This window comes from Mycetocola sp. Y171 (assembly GCF_056713165.1).
The window spans coordinates 338,992-363,975 of record NZ_JBWYGX010000002.1 but is presented as its reverse complement, the minus strand read 5'-3'; the positions used below and the strand labels follow the sequence as shown (position 1 = coordinate 363,975).

Genomic DNA, 24,984 nt, shown 5'->3' with positions numbered 1-24,984 from the left:
GGGTCGATTCTACCCGCGTCCGCTGAACAGTCGAGCGGAGTCAGTGGCTCAGGGCGAACGCCATGATCTCGGGACCGCGACGGTCGAAGACCCGACCGCCCGCCCAGACCCCGACGATGACGGCGATCAGGCCCGCACCGACGCCGAAGAACAGCGACGCGAGGTGCAGCGCCGGGTCCTGGGTCAGGCCGAGCCAGCCGAAGATCAGCGCGGGCGTCGCGACGACCAGAGACCCGATCAGGCCGATCGACTGGGACAAGCCACCGAGTGTTCCGGAGGACTGGGGCTGCTGGAACGGGCTGTCGCCGGGCAGTGTGGCCGGGTACGGCAGGCGTGCGGAGATGTAGCTGGACAGTCCGACACCACCGAGGAACAGCGCGCTCGAAACGCCGATCATCGACGGGAGTGCCGACCAGTCGCCGTACAGCAGAATGCTCACCATCGACCCGATGATGACCAGCGGGATGCCGATGAGCAGGACGGGAAACATCCGTCCGATCCGGTCGGCATACCCGCGAACTCCGGAGACGAAGTGCAGCCAGACGGCCGTCGAGTCGAAGGCGAGGTCGTTGTGCAGCGACCAGCCGAGGAAGATCGCCATCACCGGGAGCGGGAGCAGCGCGAGCGTCTGCAACGGCACTCCGACGACGAGCAGCGCTGCGACCATGACCACGGGGACGACAGGGATGATCACGATCGACGAGAGATAGCGGGCGTCGCGAGTCCAGTAGCTGATGCTGCGGGCCGCGATGACGGATGCCGGCCGGGCCGGAAGCACGTCGAACCAGCCCATGCCGCCGTAGGTCTTGACGACCTGCTCGCGCTCGGGGGTGACAAGCATGTGGGCGACGAGTCGATCCCAGGCCAGCCAGAGCAGCCCGACGGTCGCCACGGCGATGACAAGTTTGAGGAGGGTGGCGAAGATATCGCCCAGAGCGGCGTCCCCGGGGATCGACCACACGGAGCCGAACGGTGTCCAGCTCACGACATTCGCAGCATCTCCCAGCACTGCGGCACCGTCGCGGGTCCAGTCGACGCTGGACAGGAGGATCACGGCTGGCGCAAGCAGCACGAGGACGAGCGTTCCGATCACTCCGGTCAGCTCGCGGGAACGCCGCGTGGCCAGAAGAAGGGAGGCAAGAGCGGTCATGACCCTGGCGGCCAGGACGCAAGTCGCGACGGCCAGTGCCGCGGAAATGACGGCGAGGATCACCGGGAACACCCCGCGCGACCAGGTCACGACGGTGAGGAGGCTGAGGATGATGATCACGACGGACGGCACGCTGACGAGGGCCGCGATGAGCAGACCGGTCGACAACTCACGCGGTTTCAGCCCGACCAGCGCGAATCTCCGCGGATCCATGTCGTCATCGACGCCGAACACGAGCGGGAGCAGCACGAAACCGAGCACGACGAACGACCCGACGATGACCAGCACGTTCCTGGTGAGTTCGTCAGGCGCGAACCGAAGCGCGATGAGCCCACTGCCGATGAGCATGATGAGCGCGATACCGGCAGCGGTGCCGAAGACGATACCGATGACCTGCCAGACACTTCGCCGGAACCCGTTGGCCAGCAGCTGCAGCCTTAGTCGGAGAAGCTGTGCAACCATTCCATTCCTTCTGCGGCCTTGCGACCGCCGGCAAGTTCCACGAACCGGTCTTCGAGCGTTCCGTTGCCGCGCACGTCGTCGACGGCCCCGGATGCCAGCACCTGACCGTTGACGATGATCGCGACGTGGTCGCACACCCGCTGGATGAGGTCCATGCCGTGGCTCGACAGGACGACGGTTCCGCCGTGGGCCACGTACTTCTGGAGGATCTCGATGACGTTGGCCGCTGACACGGGGTCCACCGACTCGAACGGCTCGTCGAGCACCAGGAGTCGTGGCGAGTGGATCATCGCGGCGGCAAGGGCCACCTTCTTGGTCATACCGGCCGAGTAGTCGGTCACGAGGCGGTTGAGCGCGTCTTCGAGCCCGAATGCCTTGGCCAGGTCCTTCACCCGGGAACGGACGGTTCCGCCGTCGAGGCCGCGGAGGATCCCGGCGTAGTAGAGAAGTTGTGCGCCGGTAAGACGGTCGAAGAGGCGCAACCGGTCCGGCAGCACGCCGATCGATCGTTTCGCGGTGTCGGGGTCTGCCCACACGTCGATCCCGTGGACGGAAATCGACCCGGAATCCGGACGGAGGAGGCCGGTGACCATCGACAGTGTCGTGGTCTTTCCCGCGCCGTTCGGTCCGACGATTCCGTAGAACGACCCTTCGTGCACGTCGAGGTCGATGCCATCGACGGCGACCGTGTCGCCGAAGCGGCGTGACAGGCCGGAGATCTGGAGCACGACGGGCGACGTCGACGGGTCGACCCTGGCGGCGTCAGCTGCACCGGTCTCGTCTGCGGCCTCGATTTCGTCGAGAAGCTCATTCACCATCGCTGCATCGACGTCGGCGGATGCTGCGTCGACGGCGTCGTCACTGACAAGCTCCTCCTCGGTGACGGGAGGGGCAGCGACAAGCGCGGCAGCCGCGATGGCGGCGGTGAGTGCGGCGTCGTCGGCCAGGGAGTCCTTGGATGCGTCGCGGTCGGTATCGCCAGGCCCGACGAACTCGGGTTCGATGAACTCACGTTCGATGGACTCACGTTCGATGGACTCCGGTTCGATGGACTCCGATTCGACGAGCGGAGCATCGGCGTCGATTGCCGTGTCCCGGCCGGGAGTCTCGTCCAGGACGAGCGCGTCGGCCCCGGGTTCCTCGGCCGCGTCCGACGGCTGTGGCTCGGAAAAGATCGGCTCTGCTTCCTGGGCCGGAAGCGGAGGCAGGGGTGGCACCGGCGGCACATCAGAGACGACGGTCTCCTGGAAGTCGGAGGCCGTTTCGTCGGGCTCGTCGCTGACGGGGCGGGCGTCGACGTCCGGCTCCGCGACGGACGATGCCGGCACGAGCGCGAGGAACGGCCAGCGTTTGCTCCACACGAACCGCATCGGCTCCTGGTCTTCGAGGAGCGGGTGCTGCTCGGGAGCCTCTGGCATCGTCTCGAACTTCAGCGCCGCCTCTTCGGGGCTCAGCGATGGCAGCGGAGGAAGGACACCGGCGGGAGCGGGCACGGCGTCCGTCGGCAGGACAGCGGTGGCGGCCTCGGGCGCGCCTGCGGCCGGCGCACCGGTCTTCCCTGAGTCGCCTGGGGCTGTGATCGCGAAGTCGCCGGAGGTGACCTGCGCGGCAAGGGTGAGAGGAGCGCGCTTCGCAGGTGCTCGTTTCGCCGTGGTGCCCGGGCCGTTCCGCGGCGCCGATGACGTTGACTTCCGTGCGGGAGTCGTCTTCTTCGCCGGTGTCGTCGAGGGGCTGGCGGTGCGCTGAGGTGCTTCAGCCGATTCCGTCGTGCCTTCCTCGGCGGGACCGGCAGTGTTCTCTGCCGAAGGCGAAGAAGTCGGTGTCGCGGCAGCGTCGACGGCAGCGGGTGTGGAGTCGATGGTGGTCGGTACTGTCTCGGAATCCGGAACGGGCTTCGTCCCAGCGGCGGCCGGCTTCCTGGCGGCGGCATTGGGTTTCTTCGCGGAACCACCGGTGGCCGGACGCTTCACCGTCGACGCGGGGCGAACGGGCGTCGTCGGCGCCGGGGTGGTCGAATCACCCTCGGGCGCTGGCGACTTCGGTGCCGTGCTCCTCGGAGTCGTCGTCCGCGCCGGGCGCGACGTGGTGGGCGTGGCTTTCACCCCGCCGGCCTTCGAGGCCGCTGGCTTACGTGCGGCGGGCTTGCGGGCAGCGGGACGCGCGGCTGGTGTCCCCGTCGCCTCGGTGGAGCTTGAGGCAGACTGCGGCTTAGCAGACGATTTCGCGCCGGATGTCCCGGATTTCGGCGTCGAGCTGCTGGTCTTCGGTGACCTCGTCGTCGCGGATTTTGTCGAGGGTGCGGAGGCATCCGACGACTGCCCGACAGGGGATGCGTCCTGCATCTTCTGGTCGGGCGCGTCCTGGGGGGAATCGAGCTCGGGAGTCACTGGTACAACCTACCAAGTGGCCACCGTCTATTCGAGGCCGAGGCCGACTTCGACGTCATTCGAACCTGTTAATACCCCGAGTGCCGTATTACGATACGACAACAACAGAGCGGCCACTGCTGTCCCCAGTAGGGGTGTCGCGCTAACGTGGGCGGTGGCATAACGGGGTGTCATTTCATCGACTTACAGGTTAATTCCACGCAAACGTTGCCATCGCTGGCGGCCGGGGGGCCTGAATCTATCTTGAGGAGAATCTCGTGACGACCCAGGTTGTAATTCTTGCAGCGGGCATGGGCAGCCGACTCGGCCGCTCGCTGCCGAAGCCGCTCACCGAGCTGAGCGACGGCCGCACGATCATGCAGCAGCAGTTCGACAACATCCACCACGCGTTCGGCAAGACCGCCAAGGTGACCATCGTTGTCGGCTACAAGCTCGAGCACATCATCGAGGCGTTCCCTGACGCATCCTTCGTCTACAACGAGCAGTACGACCAGACGAACACGTCGAAGAGCCTGATGCGCGCACTGAGCGCGTCACAGCCCGGCGGCGTCCTCTGGATGAACGGCGACGTGGTCTTCGACCCGACCGTCCTCGACCGCGCTGCCGCCATGATGGCTCGCGACCAGTCCTTCGTGACGGTCAACACCTCGAAGGTGTCCGACGAAGAGGTCAAGTACACGACCTCAGCCGAGGGCTACATCAAGGAACTGTCGAAGACCGTCAAGGGTGGCCTCGGCGAAGCCGTCGGCATCAACTACATCTCGCGCGACGACAAGGCGAACCTGCTTCGCCACCTCGCCCGCGTCGACGACCAGGACTACTTCGAGCGTGGCCTCGAACTCGCCATCGAACAGGACGGCCTCCTCGTCGAGCCCGTCGACATCTCGGACCTGTACGCAGTCGAGGTCGACTTCGCCGAAGACCTGGAACGAGCGAACCTTTTCGTCTAGACCGCACAGACACACTGACCGGCACGCGTCCCTGACCGTGCCGGTCTTTGTTTGCCGGTAGGTTGGTCGCTGTGAGTTCACCCGCCGCCGTACGACCGCCACAGCGCTCGTCCGTCACTCGCTACCGGCACGCGCTCTGGCTTCTGACCAAGAGGGATCTGCGCGTCCGGTATTCGACGAGCGCGCTGGGCTACGTCTGGTCGATTCTCGACCCGTTGGTCATGGCCGGGATCTACTGGTTCGTCTTCGCTGTCGTCTTCGACAGGGGCGGGCGTATCGGCGAGCAGCCATACATCGTCTTCCTGTTGATCGGACTGCTGCCGTGGATGTGGTTCAACGGTGCGGTCTCAGACAGCACCCGCGCTTTCCTCCGCGAGGCAAAGCTCGTCAGATCCACGTCGATCCCCCGCACGATCTGGGTGAACAGGCTCGTTCTGTCGAAGGGCATCGAGTTCATCGCTGCCCTTCCGGTGCTCGCACTGTTCGCGATCGTCGGCGGCGCACCGTTGCACTGGGAAGCCGTGTTCTTCCCGCTTGCGATCCTCATCCAGGCGATCCTCACCGTCGGCGTCGGCCTGATCGTCGCTCCACTGGTGGTCTTCTTCCGTGACCTCGAACGGGCGACGAAGCTGATCCTCCGGTTCCTCTTCTATGCCTCCCCTATCGTCTATGGGCTCAGTGATCTTCCGCCCGAGATACAGCCCTTCGCGCGATTCAACCCGTTGGCCGGGATCTTCTCGCTCTACCGTGGCGCATTCTTCCCCGCGCAGATCGACTGGCTCGCCGTCGCCATCGCCATCGGCATGTCCCTGCTGTTCCTCGCCCTTGGCCTGTGGATCTTCAAGAGGTCCGAACGCACCGTCCTGAAGGAACTGTGATGCCGGCACCCGTGATCCGCGTCGACAACGTCGGCATCCGTTTCCGAAGGAACCGCGGCGGGCGACGCAACTTCAAGGACCTGTTCTCCAGCCGCGACCGACGGTCACGCCCTGGCGAGTTCTGGGCGTTCCGCAACGTGTCGTTCGACGTCCAGGCCGGCGAGGCGATCGGCGTCGTGGGTCGCAACGGGCAGGGCAAGTCGACCCTCCTCAAGCTCGTCGCCGGCGTCGTGCTCACCGATGAGGGAACCGTCGACGTCAACGGAGGCGTCGCGCCGCTCATCGAGATCACCGGCGGTTTTGTCAACGACCTCACCGTGCGCGACAACGTCTATCTCACGGCCGGCCTGCACGGCATGACCCGTCGCGAGATCGAGGAACGGTTCGACGAGATCATCGAGTTCGCCGAGATCGGCGACTTCATCGACACGCCGTACAAGCACCTCTCCAGCGGCATGAAGGTGCGGATCGCCTTCAGCGTGATCTCGATGCTCGAAGAGCCCATCATCCTCGTCGATGAGGTCCTGGCCGTCGGAGACCGTGGCTTCAAGGAGAAGTGCTACCAGCGCATCGAAGAGCTCCTCGCCGGCGGGCGCACGCTGTTCTTCGTCTCGCATAACGAGAAGGATCTGCGCCGGTTCTGCACGAGGGGCCTCTACCTCGACAAGGGCAAACTGGTCCTCGACGGGCCGATCGGCGACGTCCTCGACCGCTACAACGCCGAATACCACCGCTGAGGCGGTTCGGGAACCCCACGGTCGATCCTGCTCGTTCCCAGCACGGAAACCTAGACTTGTGCGCGAACAGCACCACCGATCGTGCCGCAGGGGGACGAATGACCACACAATCTGACCGCGTGAGAATTCTTGATGACGCGACGCCGGCATCCGCACCGGAGAGCGGCCCGGCATGGCTCCGTGGCATCGACAAGGCACTCTCAGTACAGCGCCCCGTCGTTGTCGCCCACATCCGTGCGCTGAGGCGCGCACACCCGAACGCGACGCCTGCCCAGCTGGTGCGCATCCTCGAACGGCGCTACCTCGCTGCAATCACCACCGGCGGCGCAGCCGTCGGCGCGACCGCGATGGTGCCCGGCTTCGGCACAGGCCTCACGCTGACGCTCTCAGGCGTCGAGACCGTCGGTTTCCTCGAGACCACCGCGCTGTTCGCGCAGTCGGTCACCGAAGTGCACGGCATTTCGCTCGATGACCCGGTGCGAGCCCGCGCCCTCGTGATGACTCTCATGCTCGGCTCCGCCGGAACGGACCTCGTCCGGCAGTTCACCGGTCAGGTGCTTGGGAGCGGACCTGCCCGGAAAGTGTTCTGGGGCGAGATGGTCGCACAGCGCGTGCCCCAGGCGATGATGGGACCGGTCGCCGATCAGCTCAAGCGGCGCTTCATGAAAATGTTCGTCGTCAACCAGGGCACCTCGTTCATCGGCAAGGCGATGCCATTCGGCATCGGCGCGGCCATCGGCGGTATCGGCAACAACATCGCCGGTCGGCAGGTCGTCAACTCCTCCCGCAACGCGTTCGGGCCGGCGCCGCTCTACCTGCCGCTGGAACTCGAGCCGGTCGGCCGGGCGCCACGACCGACGATCAGGGAACTGCGGGAGCGCCTTCCGCTTCCACGCCGCGCGCGACGAATCGACAAAGCAATCGTCAAAGACAGCACGCAGCCCTAGCGGAGGTCGTCGTCGTCCTCGCCGGTCTCCTGGGACTGGGTGGGGTCGTCGGCGCCGGTCGGCTGCATGGTCGGTACCGCGGTCGAACCGGTCTCGGCGGATGCCGCGAGCTGCGTTTCCTCGTCGTCGGCGTGCAGGGCAGCGTAGCGCTCCCACTCCCCCATCAGGTGCTCGACTGCATCGTGGAACCGCTGCGTCGCCGCGCCGGGCGTAGGGTCCCCGAAGTAGCGCCGCACCCACTGGTCCAGCCTCCCGACGGTCTCGGGGTCATGGAGCAAACGGTCGGAGTGTGCGACGATCGACGACGCTTCCGAAGCATCCAGCCATTCGCACGCCGCGAGGTAACCGGCGGTGTCGACCTGGGCTTCCGGATCGGCGGGGCGGGTGATCATCAGCGGCTTCCCGCTGGCGAGACGGTCGTAGACCATCGCGGAGATGTCGACGACGGCGACGTCGGCTGCTGACAGCTGCCAGCCCAGGTCGGAACCGGTGTCGTACACGTGGTGTGCTCCGGGGTCGGACGCATTGGCGGCCGCGAGCATCCCGATGATTTCCCGGTTCGCTGCGCCATAGGCGTGATCGACGACCCCGCTGCGCGGATGCGGCCGGTAGATCACCCGGTGCGTCCCTGTGGCGAGGAGAGCACGGACCATCGGCACACCGTGCGTGGCGATCGACCCGTATGCGGCGGCCCTGCGGTCGCCCTCCCAGGTGGGCGCGTAGAGCACGACCGTGCGGTCGTCAGGGGTGTACGGCAGGGTTCCTGAATAGTGGTCCGCCTGCGGCCGGCCGATCTTGATCGCGCGCTTGTCGAAGTCGTAGTCCCAGAGCACCTTCTGCAGCCGGGCGATGGCGGCGTCGCCGGCGACCAGGCTGTAGTCGTAGGCCTTGAACTGGTTCGTCGTCATGTACATCTTGTCGCTCTCACCATGGTTGATGAAAACGTGCCAGCGCTGCCCGTAGCGGAACATCTGGAAGTTCTTGGTGTTCTGATTGACGTAGAACACGATGCGGATGTCCTGCTCGGCCAGCGTCTGTTCGAGCGCGACGACCGTGCGCACGTAGGCAACAGGGAGCGGGGACTCCTCGAAGAGCCGGGTCGCGGCTGTGGCGCCCCTGCTGAGGACGACGACCGGCCACGTCCGACCGAGGACCTCGAGCGGCTTGTACCACTGGCGGATCTGGTACATGTTCACCTGGCTGTCGGCGAAGTACACGGCGATCTTGTACTTGCCTGGCTCGAGCGGAGGGAGCTGCGCCAGCCGATGTGACAGCGCGGCACGTGCGCGGCGGTTGGCCAGGAGGTCCCGGCCGATCCTGACAGCCTTGCGCGCGTCCCTCAATACACCCATGGGATCCAGCGTAGCCAACTAGATCACCGGGGGTCGGCCTGCGCGGGTCATCCGCCAGACTGTCGACCATCGAATCGGGCGACGCTCCTCCGGGTCGCTTCGCCAGCCTTCACGCCAGCCGCCGAACCAGGCCCGCAGCGCCTTCGGCTGCCGCCACCAGCGCAACAGGTGCACGCCGGTCCAGGCGCCGACGTAGACGGGAACAAGCGGCAGCGGCAGGTTGCGGCGCGCCAGCCAGACCCGGTTGCGGGCGTTGAGCCGGTAGTACTCGGAGTGCCGGGTCTGCACGACCACGGGGTGGTGCGCCTCGAGATCGCCCGCGTACCACGCACGCTTGCCCTGGTCCCAGACCCGCCACGCCAGCTCGATGCCCTCGTGTGCATAGAAGAAGGGCGACGCCCATCCACCGGTCGCGTCGAACACCGCGCGGGGCAGGAAGACCGCCGCCTCGAGGCAGGAGAACACATTGCCCGGGTCGCGCGCGTCACCCTTGCGGATGCGTGGAATCCAGCGCCGCGGCGCCGGTTTGCCCGTCGGATCGGTCAGTCGTGGCTGGATCAGGCCGATCCCGGGCTGGCGGTCGATCAGTGCGATACATGCGGTCAGGAAGCCGGCATCCGGGATGAAGGCGTCGTCGTCGAGAAAGAAGATGTACTGGCCGGTGACGGCATCCGCCCCCCGGTTCCTGCCTGCCGGGATTCCGATGTTCTCGGGCAGCGCGACTCCGCGCACCCCGTCGGGGAGCCCCTCCGGCTGCCAGCCGTTTCCGACCACGACAATGTCGAGGTCGACGCCCCGCTGGTCCTGCATGCTCCGGATGCCACGCGCCAGGTCCTCAGGACGCGTCCCCTGGGTGAGGATCACGACGCCGACGTGTGGGAGCAGCTCAGGCACGGACGCGCTTCGATGACATGATCGCGACGAAGTGGCCGAAGAGCGTGATGATGCCCAGGCCGAGGAGGAGGACGAGGACGGCACGCATCGCGGTCAGCTCACCGACGAACAGTCCGACGATCGCCGCAACGAAGATGACCATGGTCAGTTCGACCGAGTGGAAGATCCGGTGGAACGGGAGGAACTTGGCGACCCGGCGTGCGACCGCGAGGATGCCGCCGGTCGGGGCGGACTCCCCCTCGGTGTAGGTGAGCTTGGGGGCGCCGTAGTTGGCCCTGGCGACCCTGACCATGTCGTTGAGCGCCTTGTTGAGCACGATGACGAGCGCGAGCAGCGCACCGAGTGTCGTGTACAGGTAGTCGGCCGGTGCCTCGAACGGGTATCCGGCGGCACGGATGGCGAGAGCGAGCGGGATCAGGGACTCCGTCGAATAGTGGCCGACGGCATCCAGGAACGCGCCTGCGGGTGAGGAGGTGCGACGCCATCTGGCGACCTCGCCGTCGCTGCAGTCGACGAGCATCTGCAGCTGGCCGAGGAGCAGGCCGAGGAACGCGCCCCAGATCCCGGGGATGAGCAACGCTCCGGCGACCGACCAGCCGGTGAGGATCATCAGGCCGGTGACGCCGTTGGCGGAGATGCGCGTGCGCAGCAGCAGCCAGGTCAGGTATGGCGAGATGTCACGCAGGTACAGCGACGCCGTCCAGTGTTCCGCGTTGCGCCTCCCCCTGACCTCAGGAGGTTGCGCGACTTCGCGCAACTCCGCGATCGACCGGGGCTTGAGCGGACGTTCAGCCGGCGCTTCCGACACTCGTGCCTCCGGTTCTTTCGTTCTTCAGTGCTGAGATGTTGCTCGCCAGCGACAGGAAGCCCAGCACGAAGCCGACTCCCCAGCAGAAATGGATACAGGGCAACACTACGAGAAACCAGAGCTGCGACCGAAGACCGTCACCGCGAGCGACGACGAGCGTCGCGACGATCACGAGAAGGAGGTAGACGGCGGGGACGAACCAGCCGAGCAGGAGGACGGTGGGGTTGCCCATCGCTGCCTGGAGCAACCCGACGAGGCCGAGGATGATGCCTAATCCGACTCCCACCACCATGACCGGAGGGGCGAAGTACCTCAGGGTGTTCGCGGTCGGGAATCGGCGGGTCAGTTCTCCCCGCCACATGCCGGTGGAGAAGAATTGACGGGCGAGGGCGGTGAAGCTCGGCCGCGGACGGTAGGTCACCTTGAGGTCAGGCGTGAACCAGACGACTCCCCCAGCGGAACGGATGCGACGGTTGAGTTCCCAGTCCTGACCGCGCTTGATGCGTTCGTCGAACATGCCGACGCGTTCGAGCGGTTCACGCCGGAACACCCCGAGGTACACGGTGTCGGCCGGGCCTTCGGCTCCGCCGACGTGGTGTGGGGTTCCGCCGAGTCCGACGCGACTCCCGTAGGCGCGCGCCACGGCGCGCTCGAACGGGGTCGTTCCCTGCGCGTCCATGATCCCGCCGACGTTGTCAGCGCCGGTCCGCTGGATGGTTTCGACGGCGATCCGGGCGTAGTCACTCGGCAGCACCGAGTGTGCGTCGACCCGCACGACGACCGGGTAACTGGTCGCCTGGATGGCGATGTTGAGACCGGCAGGGGTCGACCCGACGGGGTTGGAGAGCACTCGGATGCGGGAGTCAGCGCGGGAGAGCTCCTCGACGAGCTCGTTCGTTCCGTCGATCGACGGACCGACGGCGATGGCGACCTCGAACGGTCCGGTGTAGTCCTGGCTGAGGAGGCTGTCTACGGCCGCTCGCACGTGGGTGACATCGTTGAGTACCGGCATCACGTAGGAGACTCCGACAAGAGCGGCGTTGGCGCCGGTCGATGTGCTCTCTGCCATGGTCTCCACTCGATGATTTGGTCGGTTGAGCCTATCAGTGGGCCTCATGGCCAACGTGTTCCGCCCACGCAAAACGCCCGCGAGCAGAGCTCGCGGGCGTTCCGGCGGAAGGATCAGAGAACGAGTTCGCCGAGCGTCACCTCGACGGTCTTGGTCTTGCCGTCGCGCACGTAGGTGACCTCAGCCGTTGCGTCTGCCGCGAGTGCGCGGACCTGCGCGGTGAGGTCGGTCGCGTTGGTGACCGGATGTCCGTCGAAGTTGGTGACGATGTCACCCTTCGCCAGACCCGCAGCCGCTGCCGCGCCACCCGAGCTCACGTCGCTGATGAGGGCGCCGACGACCGGGCTGTCTGCCGAGCTGGCGGCGTCTCCGACGCTGGCACCGAGCAGACCGTGGGTCGCTTCGCCGTTCTTGATGATCTCATCGGAGACGCGCTTGGCGATGTTCGCGGTGATCGCGAAACCGACGCCGATGTTTCCGCTCTGGCTGGAGCTCTCCGAGCTGCCGGCGCTGGCGATCGCTACGTTGACACCGATGAGCTTGCCATCGCCGTCGACGAGCGCGCCACCGGAGTTACCCGGGTTGATGGCGGCATCCGTCTGGATCACCGAAAGCGAGATCACGGACTGGCCCTGGGTCTGGGTCTCCGGTTCTTCACCGGGAAGCTGGAATCCCCACACGTCGTACGGGCTGTCAGAGCTGTCGTCGCCTGAGGAGTCCTCGGGGACTGCAGACGACGCGACGGTGATACTGCGGTTCAGCGCGCTGACGATGCCGTCGGTGACGGTGCCGGCGAGCCCGAGCGGTGCACCGATCGCAACGGCGGCGTCACCGACGTTGAGCTTGTCGGAGTCGGCGAACTCCATCGGGGTCATGCCGCTGGCGTCCTCGAGCTTGATCACTGCAAGGTCGTAGACCGGGTCGGTTCCGACGATGGTGGCCTTGTAGAGGTTGCCGTCGTTGTCGGTGACCTGGATCTGCGGGTCGGACAGCTTGCCGTCGAGGGTGACGACGTGGTTGTTGGTAAGCACGTAGCCGTCTTCGCTGAGCACGACGCCTGAGCCGCTTCCGCCACTGTCTGAACTCTGGACGGCAATCGTCACGACGCTCGGGGAGGCTTTCGCCGCGATGGCCGTGGCGCGGGTCACGTCGCTCGTGTCGTTGATGGTGACGTTCTGCGATCCGGTGGCGCCGGAGGTGACGGTGCCTGACTGGTTCTCCATGAGCAGGGCAGCGGTGCCGGCTCCTGTCGCACCGCCGACGAGGGCGCCGATGGCGAGCCCTGCGATCAGCAGGCCGACGCTGGCGCGGCGCTTGCCGGGCTTGTCGGTCGGCGCCGGGGCACCGGCGAACTGCGGGGCATTCGGGTCGGTCGGGAAGTGCTGGCCGGCGAACTGGTGCTGGTCACCGACCGGCGGGTACACGTCTGTGGCGTAGCCGGTGGGGTTTGTCGGGTAGGCGGCGGTGTGGCCGTGCGGCGCCTGTGCACCGATTCCGAAAGCGGCTCCGGATGCCTGAGGGTATGCGTCTGTTGCAGCTGTCTGCGAGTACTGCGGCTGTGCGGCCTCGGGGAAATACGTCGGCGCCGGCGGAATGTTCTCCGAGGCGGGCGCGGTGGGCGCTTCGACGGCGGGTGTCGCGGCTGCCGGCTCGTGTGACGGAACGTACTCGGGGGTGGATTCGTGGGAACCGTCCGTGGGCGTCGCCGTGGCAGCGGGTGTCTCCGTGGCGCTGGAGGCGGCATCCGTTGCGTGGTCAGAAGGAGCCTGGGGCTCCCGAGCGTCGTTCGAGTCCTGTGGGTGTTCGTTCATGGTGATTGCTCCTTCCAAGCACAGTCAGCATCCAACGCCAAGCTGTACGTTCTATAAGCGCGCGCTGTGAGCGGACTTTGGTCCCGCCGTGACCTTGCCACAGGCACTGCTCGCGGGTTTGCAGACCTTTGAGGAGCGGACTTCCAGCCTAACGCCGGATCAGCAACCAGGCCCGGTCGGATTCCTCGTGCACTCCCGTTCGACCAGTACCGTCTTGGCGTCTCCGGCGAGCGCGGCGACGATCGTCGCCGGGCCGGGAAGAGTGCCTGCGATGCTCCGCCACGGCAGGGAGTCGACCCGGAATTCCACGGTGTACGACACGGTCACGCCGATCCGGTAGACACCCTTCGTGTCGAACACGTGGCTCGTCGGAGTGGGAGAGAATTCTGGGAGGCCGAGGGCAGCCCAGGATGCCCCGGGAACCGTCGACCGCGACGTCGAACCATCGCCCCACGACCATGCGTAACTGGTGGGGGTGAACCGGACGTCGAGCGGGTAGCTGAACAGCGTGCCCGAGACGACATGGGTCTGCGTTCGAACCATGAAGTTCGCTGGGAGGCCGATAAGCATCCAGCCGTCCGGCTCCATCGTGAGGGTCGGTGCGATCGGACGGAAACTCGCGAGGTCGCTGAGGGTGATCGCTTCGATCACACACATCGGTCCGCTCCCGCATTCGAGGTCACGATTCGGAACGCTTGGCCCGGCGTCTCCCCCACCGCCCCCGTCGTTCCCATCGCCACCGTCGTTGCCGCCGTTGTTCCCTCCGTCGGTGCCCCCATCACCCCGGATGATGGCCTCGCCGCCGTCGATCGAGCCCTCCACACAGAGGCCTCGCGCGGCATCGGCGGCGGAACACTCCGCTGCAACAGCCGTGCTGGCGAACGGCCCCACGATCAACGGCGAGAGTGTAAGCGCTAACGCGGCCAGCGCGGCTAGCAGAAGTCGTCGCCGGACCATGATCCGCTGTCAGCAATCAAGAGCTCGGCAGACTGAGGCGCTGAAGAAATCAACTCGACCTCAACCGGAAATCGCTCAAGCCGAGTCGATGGAGTCACGTCGTTGCCGTTTGCATCGAGAATCTTGACGGCGGACACGTCGCGGCACAGACGAACGCGAACGCTCGCCAACTCCTCGGCTTCAGACTGCGCGACCAACGCAATACTGTCGAAGGTTGTTACACCGCTCGTGTGCCATGCGTTCTTCTTCAAGAGACTCGGAACCTCGAGCTTCTCGAAATATTCCGGCGTGACCAGCGGACGCATGAGCTCTGCCGAAACATCGCCGTTAGCCGATTCCTTGTCCAGTGCAGCCGTGTACTGCTGATACACATCCGTCGCCGCCGCGAGCGCTTCCTCCTCGGAAGCGAAGATCGAGGTCGGCGTTGGCGTCGCAACCGGTGGATCCGCGGGGGCACATCCGACGAGCGCGACGGCACCGAGAAGGCAGGCGAGTGATCCTGCGACCACGCGCCGCAGCATCCGTGTCATCGTTCGCGACCGCTCGAAGGCCATGGCGACAGGTTAGAGCAGTGCTTCTCGGGGCGGGAGAGTTATCCACAAGATCGGACCGGCCCACGGCTAGCCTTGAACCCTCGGCGGCAGGCGCCTCCGGCGAAAGGACAGGTCATGGCGGAGCACGGAGGCTGGCAGCGAGCGGCAGCGGGTGCAGGGCTGCTTCAGCCGGATGGGTCCATCGCGGCCACGATCTTCGCTGAGATGAGCGGACTAGCCGTCGCGACCGGTGCGATCAACCTCGGCCAGGGATTCCCTGACGAGGACGGGCCACAGGAGGTGCTCGATGCCGCACGGCAGGCGATCAACGACGGAGCGAACCAGTACCCGCCAGGTCGCGGCATCCCTGACCTGCGCCTCGCCGTCTCCGAGCATCAGCAGCGCTTCTACGGACTCGCTGTCGATCCTGACACCCAGGTGCTCGTCACCGCGGGCGCGACGGAGGGCCTCGCCGCTGCGATCCTCGGCCTGACCGAACCGGGAGACGAGGTCCTCACCTTCGAGCCGTTCTACGACGCGTATGGCGGACTGATCTCCCTCGCCGGCGCCGTTCACACGACGGTTCCTCTGCGCTGGCCGGACTTCCAACCGGACCCTGACGACCTGCGCCGCGCTGTGACGGACCGCACCCGGGTCATCCTGATCAACAACCCGCACAACCCGACCGGAGCGGTGTTCGACCGCCAGACACTCGAGCTCATCGTCGAGCTTGCTCACCGGCATGACGCGGTCATCGTGACCGATGAGGTCTACGAACATCTCACCTACGGGGTCGCACACACGCCGGTCGCGTCGCTGCCCGGGGCGTGGGAACGCACCGTCTCCTTGTCCTCAGGCGGCAAGACCTTCAGCACCACCGGCTGGAAGGTCGGTTGGGCCACCGGCCCCGCCGGGCTGATCACGGCGATCACCACCGTCAAGCAGTTCCTCACGTACGTCAACGGCGCGCCGTTCCAGCCGGCGATGGCCACCGGCCTGCGCCTGCCGGACGAGTACTTCCACCGGATCTCGGCCGACCTCGCGGCGAAGCGTGACATCCTGGCCGCCGGTCTGACATCCGCGGGGTTCAGCCTGTCGCTTCCTGACGCGTCCTATTTCATCGTGGCGGATGCCGCAGCGTTCGGCGTCGCGGATGCCGCGGAGTTCTGCCGCCAGTTGCCGTCCCGCGCAGGGGTCGTCGCGGTTCCCATCACGGCCTTCGTGCACGAGGACCACCGGAGCGACTACCGCTCACTGGTGCGGTTCGCTTTCTGTAAGCGCACGACCGTCCTGGAGGAGGCAGCCGCTAAGCTCGCCGGCCTCAACGCCTGAGACAGCCGACTCACTCGGTGCGCGGGACCACCGTGAAGCGACGCGCCTGAAGGGCGGGATTGACCGAGCGAACCGCAGCGATCGTCGCCGCCGACGCGAACCCGACAGCGACATCCGTCTCGGTTCCAACGCCGGCGATCTGCGTTCCCCTCGGGTCGATGATCATGCTGTTGCCGACACCGATCGGCGGCGCGTGGTCGGCAGCAGCCACGTAGACCGTGTTCTCGATCGCCCGCGCCGTCACCAGGGTGCGCCAGTGGTGCTCCTTGAGCGGCCCCCTCACCCACTCGGCCGGAACCAGGACGACATCCGCGCCGGCGTCGACGATGCGTCGCGTCACCTCGGGGAAACGGATGTCGTAGCAGGTCTGGATGCCGAACCGGAGTCCGCCCGCCTCGAAGGTCTCGGGCTCATCCAGGTCACCAGGAACCACCCAGTCACTCTCGCGCTGGCCGAAGGCGTCATAGAGGTGCTGCTTGCGATACCGCGCGACAAGTTCAGCCTCAGGAGACAGGACGACGATGGTGTTCGCGAACCGAGAAGGATCAGCCGTTCGCTCGACGAGGCCGGCCACCACGTGGACGTGGAGTTCCTGGGCCAGCCCGGAGAGCGACTGCACGAACGTCCCATCGATCGGCTCGGCGTGCGAGACGAGGTCCTCCCCCATCGGATCGCTGAAGTAACTCGAGTACTCAGGGAAGACGACGACCGATGCTCCGCGCTCGACCGCACGCTCCGCGAGGACGCGAATGGTGAAGAGGTTGGCCTCTGCGTCTGCACCGGGAACGAACTGGGAGACGGCGACCCCGACGGGCGCATGTTCGGTCATTGCCCCAGCTTAGGGAAGGTGAACCCCAAAGTGGTGGCCCGACTTGACCGCATACATGCCCGTAGTCGTGCAGAATGAGTGCATGGGATTTCTGGTCTATGGCGATGGCACTGAGTACGAGATCGACGACCGGGCACTTGCGCACCTCAAGATCGTCGTCGGGTCGAAGCTCCGGCGGCAGGAGGGCTTCTTCGTCAGTTGGGAGCATTCCCCCGAGCAGGGCTCAGGACGGGTCTCGATCTGGGTGTCTCCGTCCATTCCCCTCCAGTTCCGTTTCGTGGGCAGCAAGACACCTGAATTGAACCGGCAGTGGCTCGAGGTTCTGGCGGACTCCTCCTTCGGCCCGCGCGGACTCCACCTGATCAGCGAGGCCGAAGCGAGCAAGCAGGCACCGGCCACAAAGCCCTGACCTCCGCTGCACCAGCCGTAAACTTCGTCGCGGGCGCCTTGGAACAACCTGTGCATTTGCATGGATTTGTCGATCTGCCCGCACTGCTGGTCCGGTCCCTTTTTGCCATGATGTTGCGACTGACCCCTGTTCAGGTGTCAGTTTGCGCGCAACCGCGTATTAATCGCACGCATCTTGCTTCACCGGCCGTTACCGATTTGTTAACTTAACCGCGCTAAGAGATGAAAATCGGGCCCGTTTCGCGTAGGGTCTATGTAGTCCAACCGCTCGAACCTGAGCGACCGGACGTGCGTGAGATGCCTCCCCTCTCGTCTTCTCACGCGGTCAATCCCGAATCATGTTGCAGACGAGGCAGCGTCCTTTTGCGTGTCGCTCGTGAGGCCCCCGGAGAATTTACTTTGGCGAATGATGGTGCCCCCCTGTCACGGAACGGCGAGTTGACCCGACGCGACAGACAGCGAACCATCCGCGAAGCAGCCGTCGAAACCACGGAACTCCCCAGCCGTCGCGTGCTGCGTGAACGCGCCGCTGCCGCACAGGCGGCCAACCTCTCGTCTTTTGATGTCGAGGAGCCCTCCGCGCCGCTCACTCCTGAGCCCACACCTCTTCGACGCCGTCGTGACGCCCGTGCCGCGGTGCAAGCGGAGCGCCCCACACCTCTCGAAGACATCCAGATCGTCGAAGAGACCGTCGACCTGTCGCCCGTCTGGGCAGACCCGACGCCGTCGCAGGACTTCACCGAGCCGGCTGCTGTGGATGCGGCCTCTGCTCCCACCTACGACGCACTCGGATCGCCCGATGAAGCCGACGCCCCTCGCGAAGACGCACCGGCTGACGCCTTCACCCCGATCGATGCTCACCACTCCTTCATCGCAGCGGCGTTCATCGCTCCGCCTACGGCCACCCATCGCCCGCTGATCATGTCAGCAAGCGCGGAGTCCGCACCGGTCCGCGCCAGCGACGCAAGCGCCCCGGCGCCCGCTCCGAAGCCCGGCCGATGGCGTTCACTCCGTTCTCCTGCGATCGTCGCCCTGGCCATCCCCGCTCTGCTCGGCACCGTCGCCCTCCCCGCCTATGCGTTCTCGCCCGGCAGTGGCACGGCCGCAATCACCGACGCGAATGCAGCGCTCTCCAGCGACAACCTCACCGCCCAGTCACTCACGGTGAGTGACGACGTCACTCTGGCCGAGGTCGAACGCGATGGCTACTCGGCCACGAGCGAGGCTGAGCTCGAAGCGAGCTATGCGGCCGCCGGCTACATCTACGACAGCGCTGCTGCCCTTGCCGGGTACCTCGCACCCTCGTCCAGCGGATGGTGGCGTCCCCTGCCCGGCGAGATCACGTCGAAGTACGGTCCTCGTGGCCTGATCTGCAACGGCGCCGGATGCTCCAGCTCGTTCCATGAAGGCATGGACTTCGGCGGGGCGTGCGGCACCCCGATCAAGGCCACCGCGGCTGGCACCGTCAGCTTCACCGGCAACGCCGGCGCGTTCGGCAACCGGGTCATCATCGACCACGGCAACGGCCTGCAGACGATCTACGGCCACCTGCTCGGTGGGTCGTACAAGGTTGCGGTCGGCGACGTCCTCACCGGCGGAGAAGTCATCGCAGAAGTCGGCGCCACCGGCGTCGTCAGCGGCTGCCACCTCGACCTCAAGGTCGTCATCGACGGAGCACACACCAACCCCGCACCGTTCCTGCGCGAGCACGGCGTCACCGTCTAGTTTCCTGCGCATCGCGCGCTGCCTACAGGCCCGGCGACGTTTTTGCTTGCCATTCGGCGTCCGAGCGGCCAAAATCGGCACTACCCGTCGGTCACGGCGGGATGTTCGCGATCAGGCTTGCCAGGTCGCAGACCTGGTTCGGATGAGACGAGTGGGCATGGGCACCCTGACGTACGACGGCGTGATCGTTGAATTCGACGACCGGCTCCTCGCACACCTCCAGATCGTGATCGTCCAGAAGCTCCGATGCGGCGAGAGTTTCCTCCTGTCGTGGAAGGATGCCGTCAGCATCGGCAACGGCCGCAGCTCTGTCTGGCTCCACCCATCGATCCCGCTGTACTTCAAGTTCTGGGGAAGCCGACCGCCGACCATCAACCGTCAGTGGATCGCGGAACTGACCGCCTCCGCGAACAGCGCGCATGGCCTCGTGGTCTTCGGCGAGGATGGCTCGCACCAGCCCACCGCGGGTCGCGGCGGCGAGCCCGCCGGGCCTCACGCGCCCCACGCACCCGGCGAGAATCCGCCCCAGGAGCACTGACTGCCTGGCCTGTGCGGCGCGGCATCACCCACGATCAAAGTCAAGCCCTTGTCGGGCCCCTGTTCTTGAGGTTTGATGTAAACGATCATTCACTGAGTCTGCCCGCCATCGGGACGGAAGACGGACACGTGGCTGATCATGACCCGCTGGAGATCAGAATGACCATCGAAGCTGTGCTCCCTCCTGCCGGTACTCAGAAGTCGTTCTCGGCAGTCTGGGTGCCCGTCGCGACCGGCCTGTGGGCCGGCAGCACCGAAGGCAACTTCATCGGGTTGATCGAGAAGGTCGCCGATCGTGGGTTCACCGCCAGGAACGGCCGGAGCGAGAATCTGGGCCTGTTTCCGACGCTGCCGGAGGCCAAACGGGCTGTGGAGCGCCAGCGCCGCTGAGTGCTCCTACGGTTGCTCGGACCGCTCTCCTGTGACGTTCACGGAGGTCTCCGCACCGTCGAGCCATGATGTGAGGACACGGGTGGCCGCTGTGGCTAGAGCGGGCCCAAAGGTCGTGGCCTGCTCCCGGATGGTGCTCGGGTCGATACCGCGGGCAGCGAGTTCGTGCGCGTGGCCGATGAGCCATCTTTCGATCTGCGTGTGATCGGCCTCCAGGTGAAACTGGATTCCGAGCACCCTGTCCCCGATCAGGAACGCCTGGTGCGCTGTCGTCGGCGTCGAAGCGAGGGATGTTGCTCCTGGCGGGAGGTCGAACTCCTCCCCGTGCCAGTGGAACACTCGCACACGCTCCAGCGGACCGAGCGCCGAACCGACACCCGCAGGGGAGAGATCGATGGTGGCGTAGCCTATCTCGGCCTTCGTCGACGCGCGAACCGGGGCATCGAGCGCCCTCGCGATGAGTTGCGCGCCGAGGCAGACGCCCAGGGTGGGCCTGTTGACGGCCAGCCGCTCGCGAATCGCATCACGTTCGTTCGACACGAACGGATACGTGGTGGTGTCGTTCACGCTGATCGGACCCCCGATGACGACGACGAGGTCCGGCGCGAGAAGAGAATCGACTTCCATCGGAAGAACGCCGGCTTCGACGTACGTCACGTCATACCCGCGGGCGTCGAGAATCGGCTCCAGAAGGCCGAGATCTTCGAATCCGACGTGGCGGATGGCTGTCACTGTGCGGCTGATGTGATGCTCCCTTCAGGCGGTGCCGTACTGCCCGCTGGTCGGCCCGGAGAAGAGCGTCACCCGCGAGCACGTCCCGAGAGGACATGGTCACCACAGCTCAGCATTGTAGGGACGCGACCAGAGAGCAACCGTTAGGGTCACGGCCTTGAACCACGCCTGGTGCATCGCCTCGAGTTCTTCCCGGCTGGAGACACCTCTGGCGAGAAACGGCTCGATCGTTGCAGTGATCGGCACGATGAAGGCGATGAGGTGTCGCATCGGGATGTAGGGCGACGCGGATGCCACCTTGTCGGTGCGATTCTTTCCATCTGGAGTGTGACGCCATCGTCGGAGGTCCTTTCGTGCCGTGATGGGTGTTGAGAGGGGCTGTCGGATTTGTCAGCTGTAACGGTCGGGCGGGGCGGACTTCACCCGCCCGACCGTCGTCATTGCTCCTAGCGGGTCGCTTTCACTGCGCTGAGAATGAGGTCGACGACCTTCTTGGGCTGGCTGATCATCGGCACGTGGGAGCTCCTGACCTCGACCGTCTTCGCTCCGGCCCGTTTCGCCATCGCTCGTTCTGCCTCAGGCGGGATGATCCTGTCGTTCGAGGCAACCATGTACCAACTCGGGATCGTCTTCCATGCCGGCGGCCCTGACGGGGTGACCAGAGACGCAAGGGCGCCGGGACGCTGGCTCGCAGCCATCACGGACGCCTGCTTCTTCGACAGATCCTGCGCGAACAGGCGGTGGAACCAGACGGGATCGATGTAGGCATCCTGATTCCCATCAGCGGCTCCAGGAATCGGTCGCGTGACGAGATGATTGATCACGTCCGTGTGACCGCCGCCGAGTTCGTTGGCCTGTTGCACCGATTCACCTTCGGCCAGGGCGAACGCAGCGATGTAGACCAGCGCTTTGACGTTCTTGTTCCCTGTCGCGGCATTCGTGATGACTGCACCGCCGTACGAGTGCCCGACGAGAACAATCGGTCCTGGAATGGTTGAAAGGAATGACTTGAGATACTCGGCGTCGGTGGGCACTGCCCGCAGGGTGTTGGGCGGGGCGTAGACCGTGTACCCATCCGATTGGAGACGTTCGATGACACCGGACCATCCGGATGCGTCCGCGAACGCCCCGTGAACGAGTACGATCGACGGTTTTGCGCCTCCTTTGCCTCCGCCCTCCTTCGCCGGTGACGCCGTCGCGGGTGCCGCGAACGTGAGGCCGGCGAGGAATGCGGTGAGGAGCGCCAGGACGATGAGTCGCGGCTTTCTGCGTCGGGTTTCGGTTCTGAACTGCATTGTGATTCTCCCTTGCTTGGCAGAGCGAATTCGCCCGAACGGTTGCTACGGCGACCGTTCTTGTGATGGCGATTCGACCGGTGTGGGCACGCCTGCCTGGAGCCATCGGATCGTCGATCTGACGGCATCAGGAGCGTGGCTGAACACTTCCCGGGCGCTCGTGGCACCCTCGCTGAAGTGGCTCCACCCGTCCGTGTGAACGGGTACGGCGATTCTGGGTTTCAGGCCGGCAAGAAGTGTGGTCGCCTGAGTGGCGGTCATGGTGAAGCGGAGGGGGCCGGTGACGCCGAAGCGCACCGCCCCCATATGCAGGACGGCGACATCGACGTCCAGTCGTTCGGCGACCTGCTTCAGTCCCCGGTAGTAGACGGAATCCCCCGAGAACCACACGGCGGCTTGCTTCTCGGATTCTCGGCGGATCGCGAATCCGATCACCGCCCCCGCGATCGGCCGGCTCAAGGGTGGACCATGACGGGCTGGTGTGGCCGTCACGATGATCGGCCGCCGGCCCGGGTGTTCGAGTCGGGTGCTGGACCACGTACGCAGGCCACGTACGTTCGATGCCGCCAGTCGTCGGCTGCCTGGCCGGGTGGTCACCACGGTGGGGATGTTCGGTAGGAGGGCCCTACCGACGTCATCCAGATTGTCGGCGTGATGGTCGTGGGACAGAAGGACAGCATCCAGGGGCCCGAGATCCTCCAGCGGAATCGCAGGCGGCTCTGTCTTGACCGAGGATGTGCCGAACCCGAACGAGTAGCGTCGGCCCGGGACATCGAAGGTGGGATCCGTGAGAATCCTCCAGTCATCGATCTCGAGAAGCACCGTTGGACCACCTATGTGAGTGAGCACGATGTCGTTCACGGATCCCACCTCCAGCCTCAGTGAAGAAGTTGCGACTGGTTCGTTGTGGCGTGCGTCAGCGCCCAGGACAGGGCATAGTCTGCGACTTCTTCCCACCCCTTCTGGCTGACGATGCGGTGCGAACGCCCGGGGAACTCCACACGCTCCACCAGCGACGGACCCGCGGAATACTTCTTCAGCATCGCTTTCTGGATGGCCGGAGGTGCCACGTGGTCGATACCACCCGAGATGAGCAAGAGAGGTGCCCGGTCCTTCTTCAGGAAGTCCACTCGGGTGATTCCTGTCTTCTTCTTCGGGAGCGAGAGGACGCCCTCGAAGAAGATGCGGTTGGCGGAGTTCACAGCGCTGGCTTCCCACTCGCGGTCGGATTCAGCCCGGCCGAGATCATTGCCGAAGGTGTAATGGAAATGGCCTGTGCTGAGTCGATTCGCCTTATTGATGCGGAACGGGTTGGACAGGATCGGCAGCCCGGTCCGCAGAGTGGACCACGGCAATGTCAGGACGCCGGCCGGCTGACCGGGTTCGACGCCCACTCCGGCGATACCGAGTCCGCGGTCGAGCAGAATCTGAGTGAAGATCCCCCCGAAGGAATGCCCCATGATGATGGGTTTCGCCGGGAGGTCGCGAATGATTCTGTCGTAGTGGTCCACAGCCTTCGTGATACCGAGACCCTCGAGGGGTTTCGGATTGCGGCGGACCTCAGCCGGCGTCCGGTCGCCGATACCGGGCCATCCCGGCACGATGACGTCGTGGCCCAGGTCCCGGTAGCGCTGCGCCCAGGTGTCCCAACTGGATGGGGTCATCCAGAGTCCATGGACGAGGACGATGGGCGGTTTGGGTGCGAGGTTGTCTGACATGATGCTTCCTTCGGGTTGGGGTCAAGACCGGATGAAGTCGAGGAGGTCCTGGGAAAGGCGATCCTTCTCGGTGTCGGTGATTCCGTGGGCTGAGCCTTCGTAGACCTTGAGTTGCGCGCCCTTCACCATCGCCGCGGAGCGTTTCCCCCCGACTTCGAAAGGGACGATCTGGTCGTCGTCACCGTGGATGACGAGGGTGGGGACATCGACCTTCTCCAGGTCCGGGCGGAAGTCGGTGGCGGAGAATGCAGCAATGCACTCGTATGCTCCGCGGTGGCCGGCCTGCAGGCCGTTCAGCCAGAATGCGTCACGGACTCCTTGCGGTACATCGCCGGTTCGGTTGTTGCCGAAGAAGGGTCCGTCCGCAAGATCCCTGTAGAGCTGCGACCGGCCGCTCTTCTCCCCCGCTCGGATGCCGTCGAACACCTCGAGAGGAAGTCCTTCCGGGTTGTCGTCGGTGCGAAGCATCATCGGCGGTACGGCGGAGACGAGCACGAGTTTGGCCACCCGACCGCTTCCGTGGCGGCCGATGTAGTGTGCGACTTCACCGCCGCCGGTCGAGTGCCCGACCAGTACCACTCCCGTCACGTCGAGCGTGTCGAGAAGCTCTGCGAGATCGTCGGCGTATGAATCCATCTCGTTGCCGTTCCACGGCTGGGACGACCGCCCGTGCCCGCGCCGGTCGTGGGTGATGACGAAGCATCCGTGTTCCGCCAGGAAGAGTGCCTGTGATTCCCAGGCGTCCGCGTTCAGAGGCCAGCCATGGCTGAGCAGGACTGGGGTCCCCCCTGGTTCACCCCAGGTCTTGTAGTAGAGATCGACGTCGTCGCGGGTCTTGATGTAGCTCATGGGTATCACTTTCCGTCGGTTCTGTGCGTTGGACCGCCAGGCGGTGCTGGCTGCTTGTAATGACAAGAGCGAATGTAATGACAGGTGGGTGCGCACCGCCTTCACGCAGGGTGCACATTCCTGTGCCACCCGTGCACGAGGAGGCACGACGGCACACCGGGAGGCACTCCGTGCACAGGAAGTTGCACGCTCGGCCATCGCGACCGCGGCCAGCGGCGATTATCGTCCTTCTCG

25 protein-coding genes are annotated in these 24,984 nt (G+C 65.6%); 9 read left to right on the top strand and 16 right to left on the bottom strand.

Annotated features, from left to right (window positions below):
• Positions 1 to 40 precede the first annotated feature (40 nt).
• Positions 41 to 1,612 carry a hypothetical protein gene (locus AC1M2K_RS11335; protein WP_480241060.1) on the bottom strand — a complete coding sequence of 524 codons (1,572 nt, stop codon included), beginning with the start codon at positions 1,610 to 1,612 and terminating at the stop codon, positions 41 to 43.
• Positions 1,588 to 3,714: an ABC transporter ATP-binding protein gene (locus AC1M2K_RS11330; protein WP_480241059.1), complete on the bottom strand. Its 2,127-nt coding sequence runs from the start codon at positions 3,712 to 3,714 to the stop codon at positions 1,588 to 1,590. The genes AC1M2K_RS11335 and AC1M2K_RS11330 overlap by 25 nt, the downstream gene beginning before the upstream one ends.
• A 542-nt stretch (positions 3,715 to 4,256) precedes the next feature.
• Between AC1M2K_RS11330 and AC1M2K_RS11325 the strand changes: the two genes are divergently transcribed.
• From AC1M2K_RS11325 to AC1M2K_RS11310, 4 genes are all read left to right on the top strand, one after another.
• The gene (locus AC1M2K_RS11325; RefSeq protein ID WP_480237006.1) at positions 4,257 to 4,949 is read left to right on the top strand and encodes a phosphocholine cytidylyltransferase family protein; all 693 of its coding nucleotides are present in this window, start codon (positions 4,257 to 4,259) and stop codon (positions 4,947 to 4,949) included.
• A gap of 62 nt (positions 4,950 to 5,011) precedes the next feature.
• Positions 5,012 to 5,827 carry an ABC transporter permease gene (locus AC1M2K_RS11320; protein WP_480237007.1) on the top strand — a complete coding sequence of 272 codons (816 nt, stop codon included), beginning with the start codon at positions 5,012 to 5,014 and terminating at the stop codon, positions 5,825 to 5,827.
• Positions 5,827 to 6,564 carry an ABC transporter ATP-binding protein gene (locus AC1M2K_RS11315; RefSeq protein ID WP_480237008.1) on the top strand — a complete coding sequence of 246 codons (738 nt, stop codon included), beginning with the start codon at positions 5,827 to 5,829 and terminating at the stop codon, positions 6,562 to 6,564. The genes AC1M2K_RS11320 and AC1M2K_RS11315 overlap by 1 nt, the downstream gene beginning before the upstream one ends.
• 98 nt (positions 6,565 to 6,662) lie before the next feature.
• A complete protein-coding gene (locus tag AC1M2K_RS11310; protein WP_480241058.1) occupies positions 6,663 to 7,511 on the top strand; it encodes a hypothetical protein in 849 nt (282 codons plus the stop codon).
• Here the strand turns inward: AC1M2K_RS11310 and AC1M2K_RS11305 are convergent.
• The 7 genes from AC1M2K_RS11305 to AC1M2K_RS11275 all read right to left on the bottom strand — a co-directional run bounded on the left by AC1M2K_RS11305 (position 7,508) and on the right by AC1M2K_RS11275 (position 14,956).
• Complete coding sequence (locus AC1M2K_RS11305; RefSeq protein ID WP_480241057.1) at positions 7,508 to 8,863, bottom strand: CDP-glycerol glycerophosphotransferase family protein; 1,356 nt, start codon at positions 8,861 to 8,863, stop codon at positions 7,508 to 7,510. The genes AC1M2K_RS11310 and AC1M2K_RS11305 overlap by 4 nt on opposite strands.
• Positions 8,864 to 8,881: 18 nt before the next feature.
• The gene (locus tag AC1M2K_RS11300) at positions 8,882 to 9,757 is read right to left on the bottom strand and encodes a glycosyltransferase family 2 protein (protein WP_480241056.1); all 876 of its coding nucleotides are present in this window, start codon (positions 9,755 to 9,757) and stop codon (positions 8,882 to 8,884) included.
• Positions 9,750 to 10,565, bottom strand: a complete 816-nt coding sequence (locus AC1M2K_RS11295; protein ID WP_480241055.1) for a CDP-alcohol phosphatidyltransferase family protein — start codon at positions 10,563 to 10,565, stop codon at positions 9,750 to 9,752. Before AC1M2K_RS11295 ends, AC1M2K_RS11300 begins: the two co-directional genes overlap by 8 nt.
• Positions 10,546 to 11,634 carry a glycosyltransferase family 2 protein gene (locus AC1M2K_RS11290; RefSeq protein ID WP_480241054.1) on the bottom strand — a complete coding sequence of 363 codons (1,089 nt, stop codon included), beginning with the start codon at positions 11,632 to 11,634 and terminating at the stop codon, positions 10,546 to 10,548. The genes AC1M2K_RS11295 and AC1M2K_RS11290 overlap by 20 nt, the downstream gene beginning before the upstream one ends.
• A gap of 113 nt (positions 11,635 to 11,747) precedes the next feature.
• Entirely contained in the window at positions 11,748 to 13,445 is a 1,698-nt protein-coding gene (locus AC1M2K_RS11285; protein WP_480241053.1) for a S1C family serine protease, read from the bottom strand.
• Positions 13,446 to 13,604: 159 nt separating this feature from the next.
• Positions 13,605 to 14,342 (bottom strand): hypothetical protein, encoded by a 738-nt coding sequence (locus tag AC1M2K_RS11280; RefSeq protein WP_480241052.1) that lies wholly within the window; start codon positions 14,340 to 14,342, stop codon positions 13,605 to 13,607.
• Positions 14,343 to 14,377: 35 nt separating this feature from the next.
• The gene (locus AC1M2K_RS11275; protein WP_480241051.1) at positions 14,378 to 14,956 is read right to left on the bottom strand and encodes a hypothetical protein; all 579 of its coding nucleotides are present in this window, start codon (positions 14,954 to 14,956) and stop codon (positions 14,378 to 14,380) included.
• Positions 14,957 to 15,070: 114 nt separating this feature from the next.
• Between AC1M2K_RS11275 and AC1M2K_RS11270 the strand changes: the two genes are divergently transcribed.
• Positions 15,071 to 16,267 (top strand): aminotransferase class I/II-fold pyridoxal phosphate-dependent enzyme, encoded by a 1,197-nt coding sequence (locus AC1M2K_RS11270; RefSeq protein ID WP_480241050.1) that lies wholly within the window; start codon positions 15,071 to 15,073, stop codon positions 16,265 to 16,267.
• A gap of 10 nt (positions 16,268 to 16,277) precedes the next feature.
• Here the strand turns inward: AC1M2K_RS11270 and AC1M2K_RS11265 are convergent, their stop codons facing one another.
• Complete coding sequence (locus tag AC1M2K_RS11265) at positions 16,278 to 17,096, bottom strand: carbon-nitrogen hydrolase family protein (RefSeq protein ID WP_480241049.1); 819 nt, start codon at positions 17,094 to 17,096, stop codon at positions 16,278 to 16,280.
• Positions 17,097 to 17,178: 82 nt separating this feature from the next.
• Between AC1M2K_RS11265 and AC1M2K_RS11260 the strand changes: the two genes are divergently transcribed.
• The 4 genes from AC1M2K_RS11260 to AC1M2K_RS11245 all read left to right on the top strand — a co-directional run bounded on the left by AC1M2K_RS11260 (position 17,179) and on the right by AC1M2K_RS11245 (position 20,156).
• A complete protein-coding gene (locus AC1M2K_RS11260; protein ID WP_480237019.1) occupies positions 17,179 to 17,505 on the top strand; it encodes a DUF7882 family protein in 327 nt (108 codons plus the stop codon).
• Positions 17,506 to 17,942: 437 nt separating this feature from the next.
• Positions 17,943 to 19,229, top strand: coding sequence for a M23 family metallopeptidase (locus tag AC1M2K_RS11255; RefSeq protein WP_480241048.1), 1,287 nt, complete (start codon positions 17,943 to 17,945; stop codon positions 19,227 to 19,229).
• Positions 19,230 to 19,386: 157 nt separating this feature from the next.
• The gene (locus AC1M2K_RS11250) at positions 19,387 to 19,767 is read left to right on the top strand and encodes a DUF7882 family protein (protein ID WP_480241047.1); all 381 of its coding nucleotides are present in this window, start codon (positions 19,387 to 19,389) and stop codon (positions 19,765 to 19,767) included.
• A 158-nt stretch (positions 19,768 to 19,925) separates the two neighbouring features.
• On the top strand, positions 19,926 to 20,156 hold the full coding sequence (locus AC1M2K_RS11245) for a hypothetical protein (RefSeq protein ID WP_480241046.1): 231 nt from the start codon (positions 19,926 to 19,928) through the stop codon (positions 20,154 to 20,156).
• Between the two features lie 6 nt (positions 20,157 to 20,162).
• Here the strand turns inward: AC1M2K_RS11245 and AC1M2K_RS11240 are convergent, their stop codons facing one another.
• The 6 genes from AC1M2K_RS11240 to AC1M2K_RS11215 form a co-directional block, all read right to left on the bottom strand.
• On the bottom strand, positions 20,163 to 20,888 hold the full coding sequence (locus AC1M2K_RS11240; RefSeq protein ID WP_480241045.1) for a glutamine amidotransferase: 726 nt from the start codon (positions 20,886 to 20,888) through the stop codon (positions 20,163 to 20,165).
• 99 nt (positions 20,889 to 20,987) lie between these two features.
• A complete protein-coding gene (locus AC1M2K_RS11235) occupies positions 20,988 to 21,185 on the bottom strand; it encodes a protoglobin domain-containing protein (RefSeq protein WP_480241044.1) in 198 nt (65 codons plus the stop codon).
• Positions 21,186 to 21,334: 149 nt separating this feature from the next.
• Complete coding sequence (locus AC1M2K_RS11230; RefSeq protein WP_480241043.1) at positions 21,335 to 22,183, bottom strand: alpha/beta fold hydrolase; 849 nt, start codon at positions 22,181 to 22,183, stop codon at positions 21,335 to 21,337.
• Between the two features lie 45 nt (positions 22,184 to 22,228).
• The gene (locus AC1M2K_RS11225) at positions 22,229 to 23,044 is read right to left on the bottom strand and encodes an MBL fold metallo-hydrolase (protein ID WP_480241042.1); all 816 of its coding nucleotides are present in this window, start codon (positions 23,042 to 23,044) and stop codon (positions 22,229 to 22,231) included.
• A 17-nt stretch (positions 23,045 to 23,061) separates the two neighbouring features.
• Entirely contained in the window at positions 23,062 to 23,901 is an 840-nt protein-coding gene (locus AC1M2K_RS11220) for an alpha/beta hydrolase (RefSeq protein WP_480241041.1), read from the bottom strand.
• Positions 23,902 to 23,922: 21 nt separating this feature from the next.
• Positions 23,923 to 24,750, bottom strand: coding sequence for an alpha/beta fold hydrolase (locus AC1M2K_RS11215; RefSeq protein WP_480241040.1), 828 nt, complete (start codon positions 24,748 to 24,750; stop codon positions 23,923 to 23,925).
• Positions 24,751 to 24,984 lie beyond the last annotated feature (234 nt).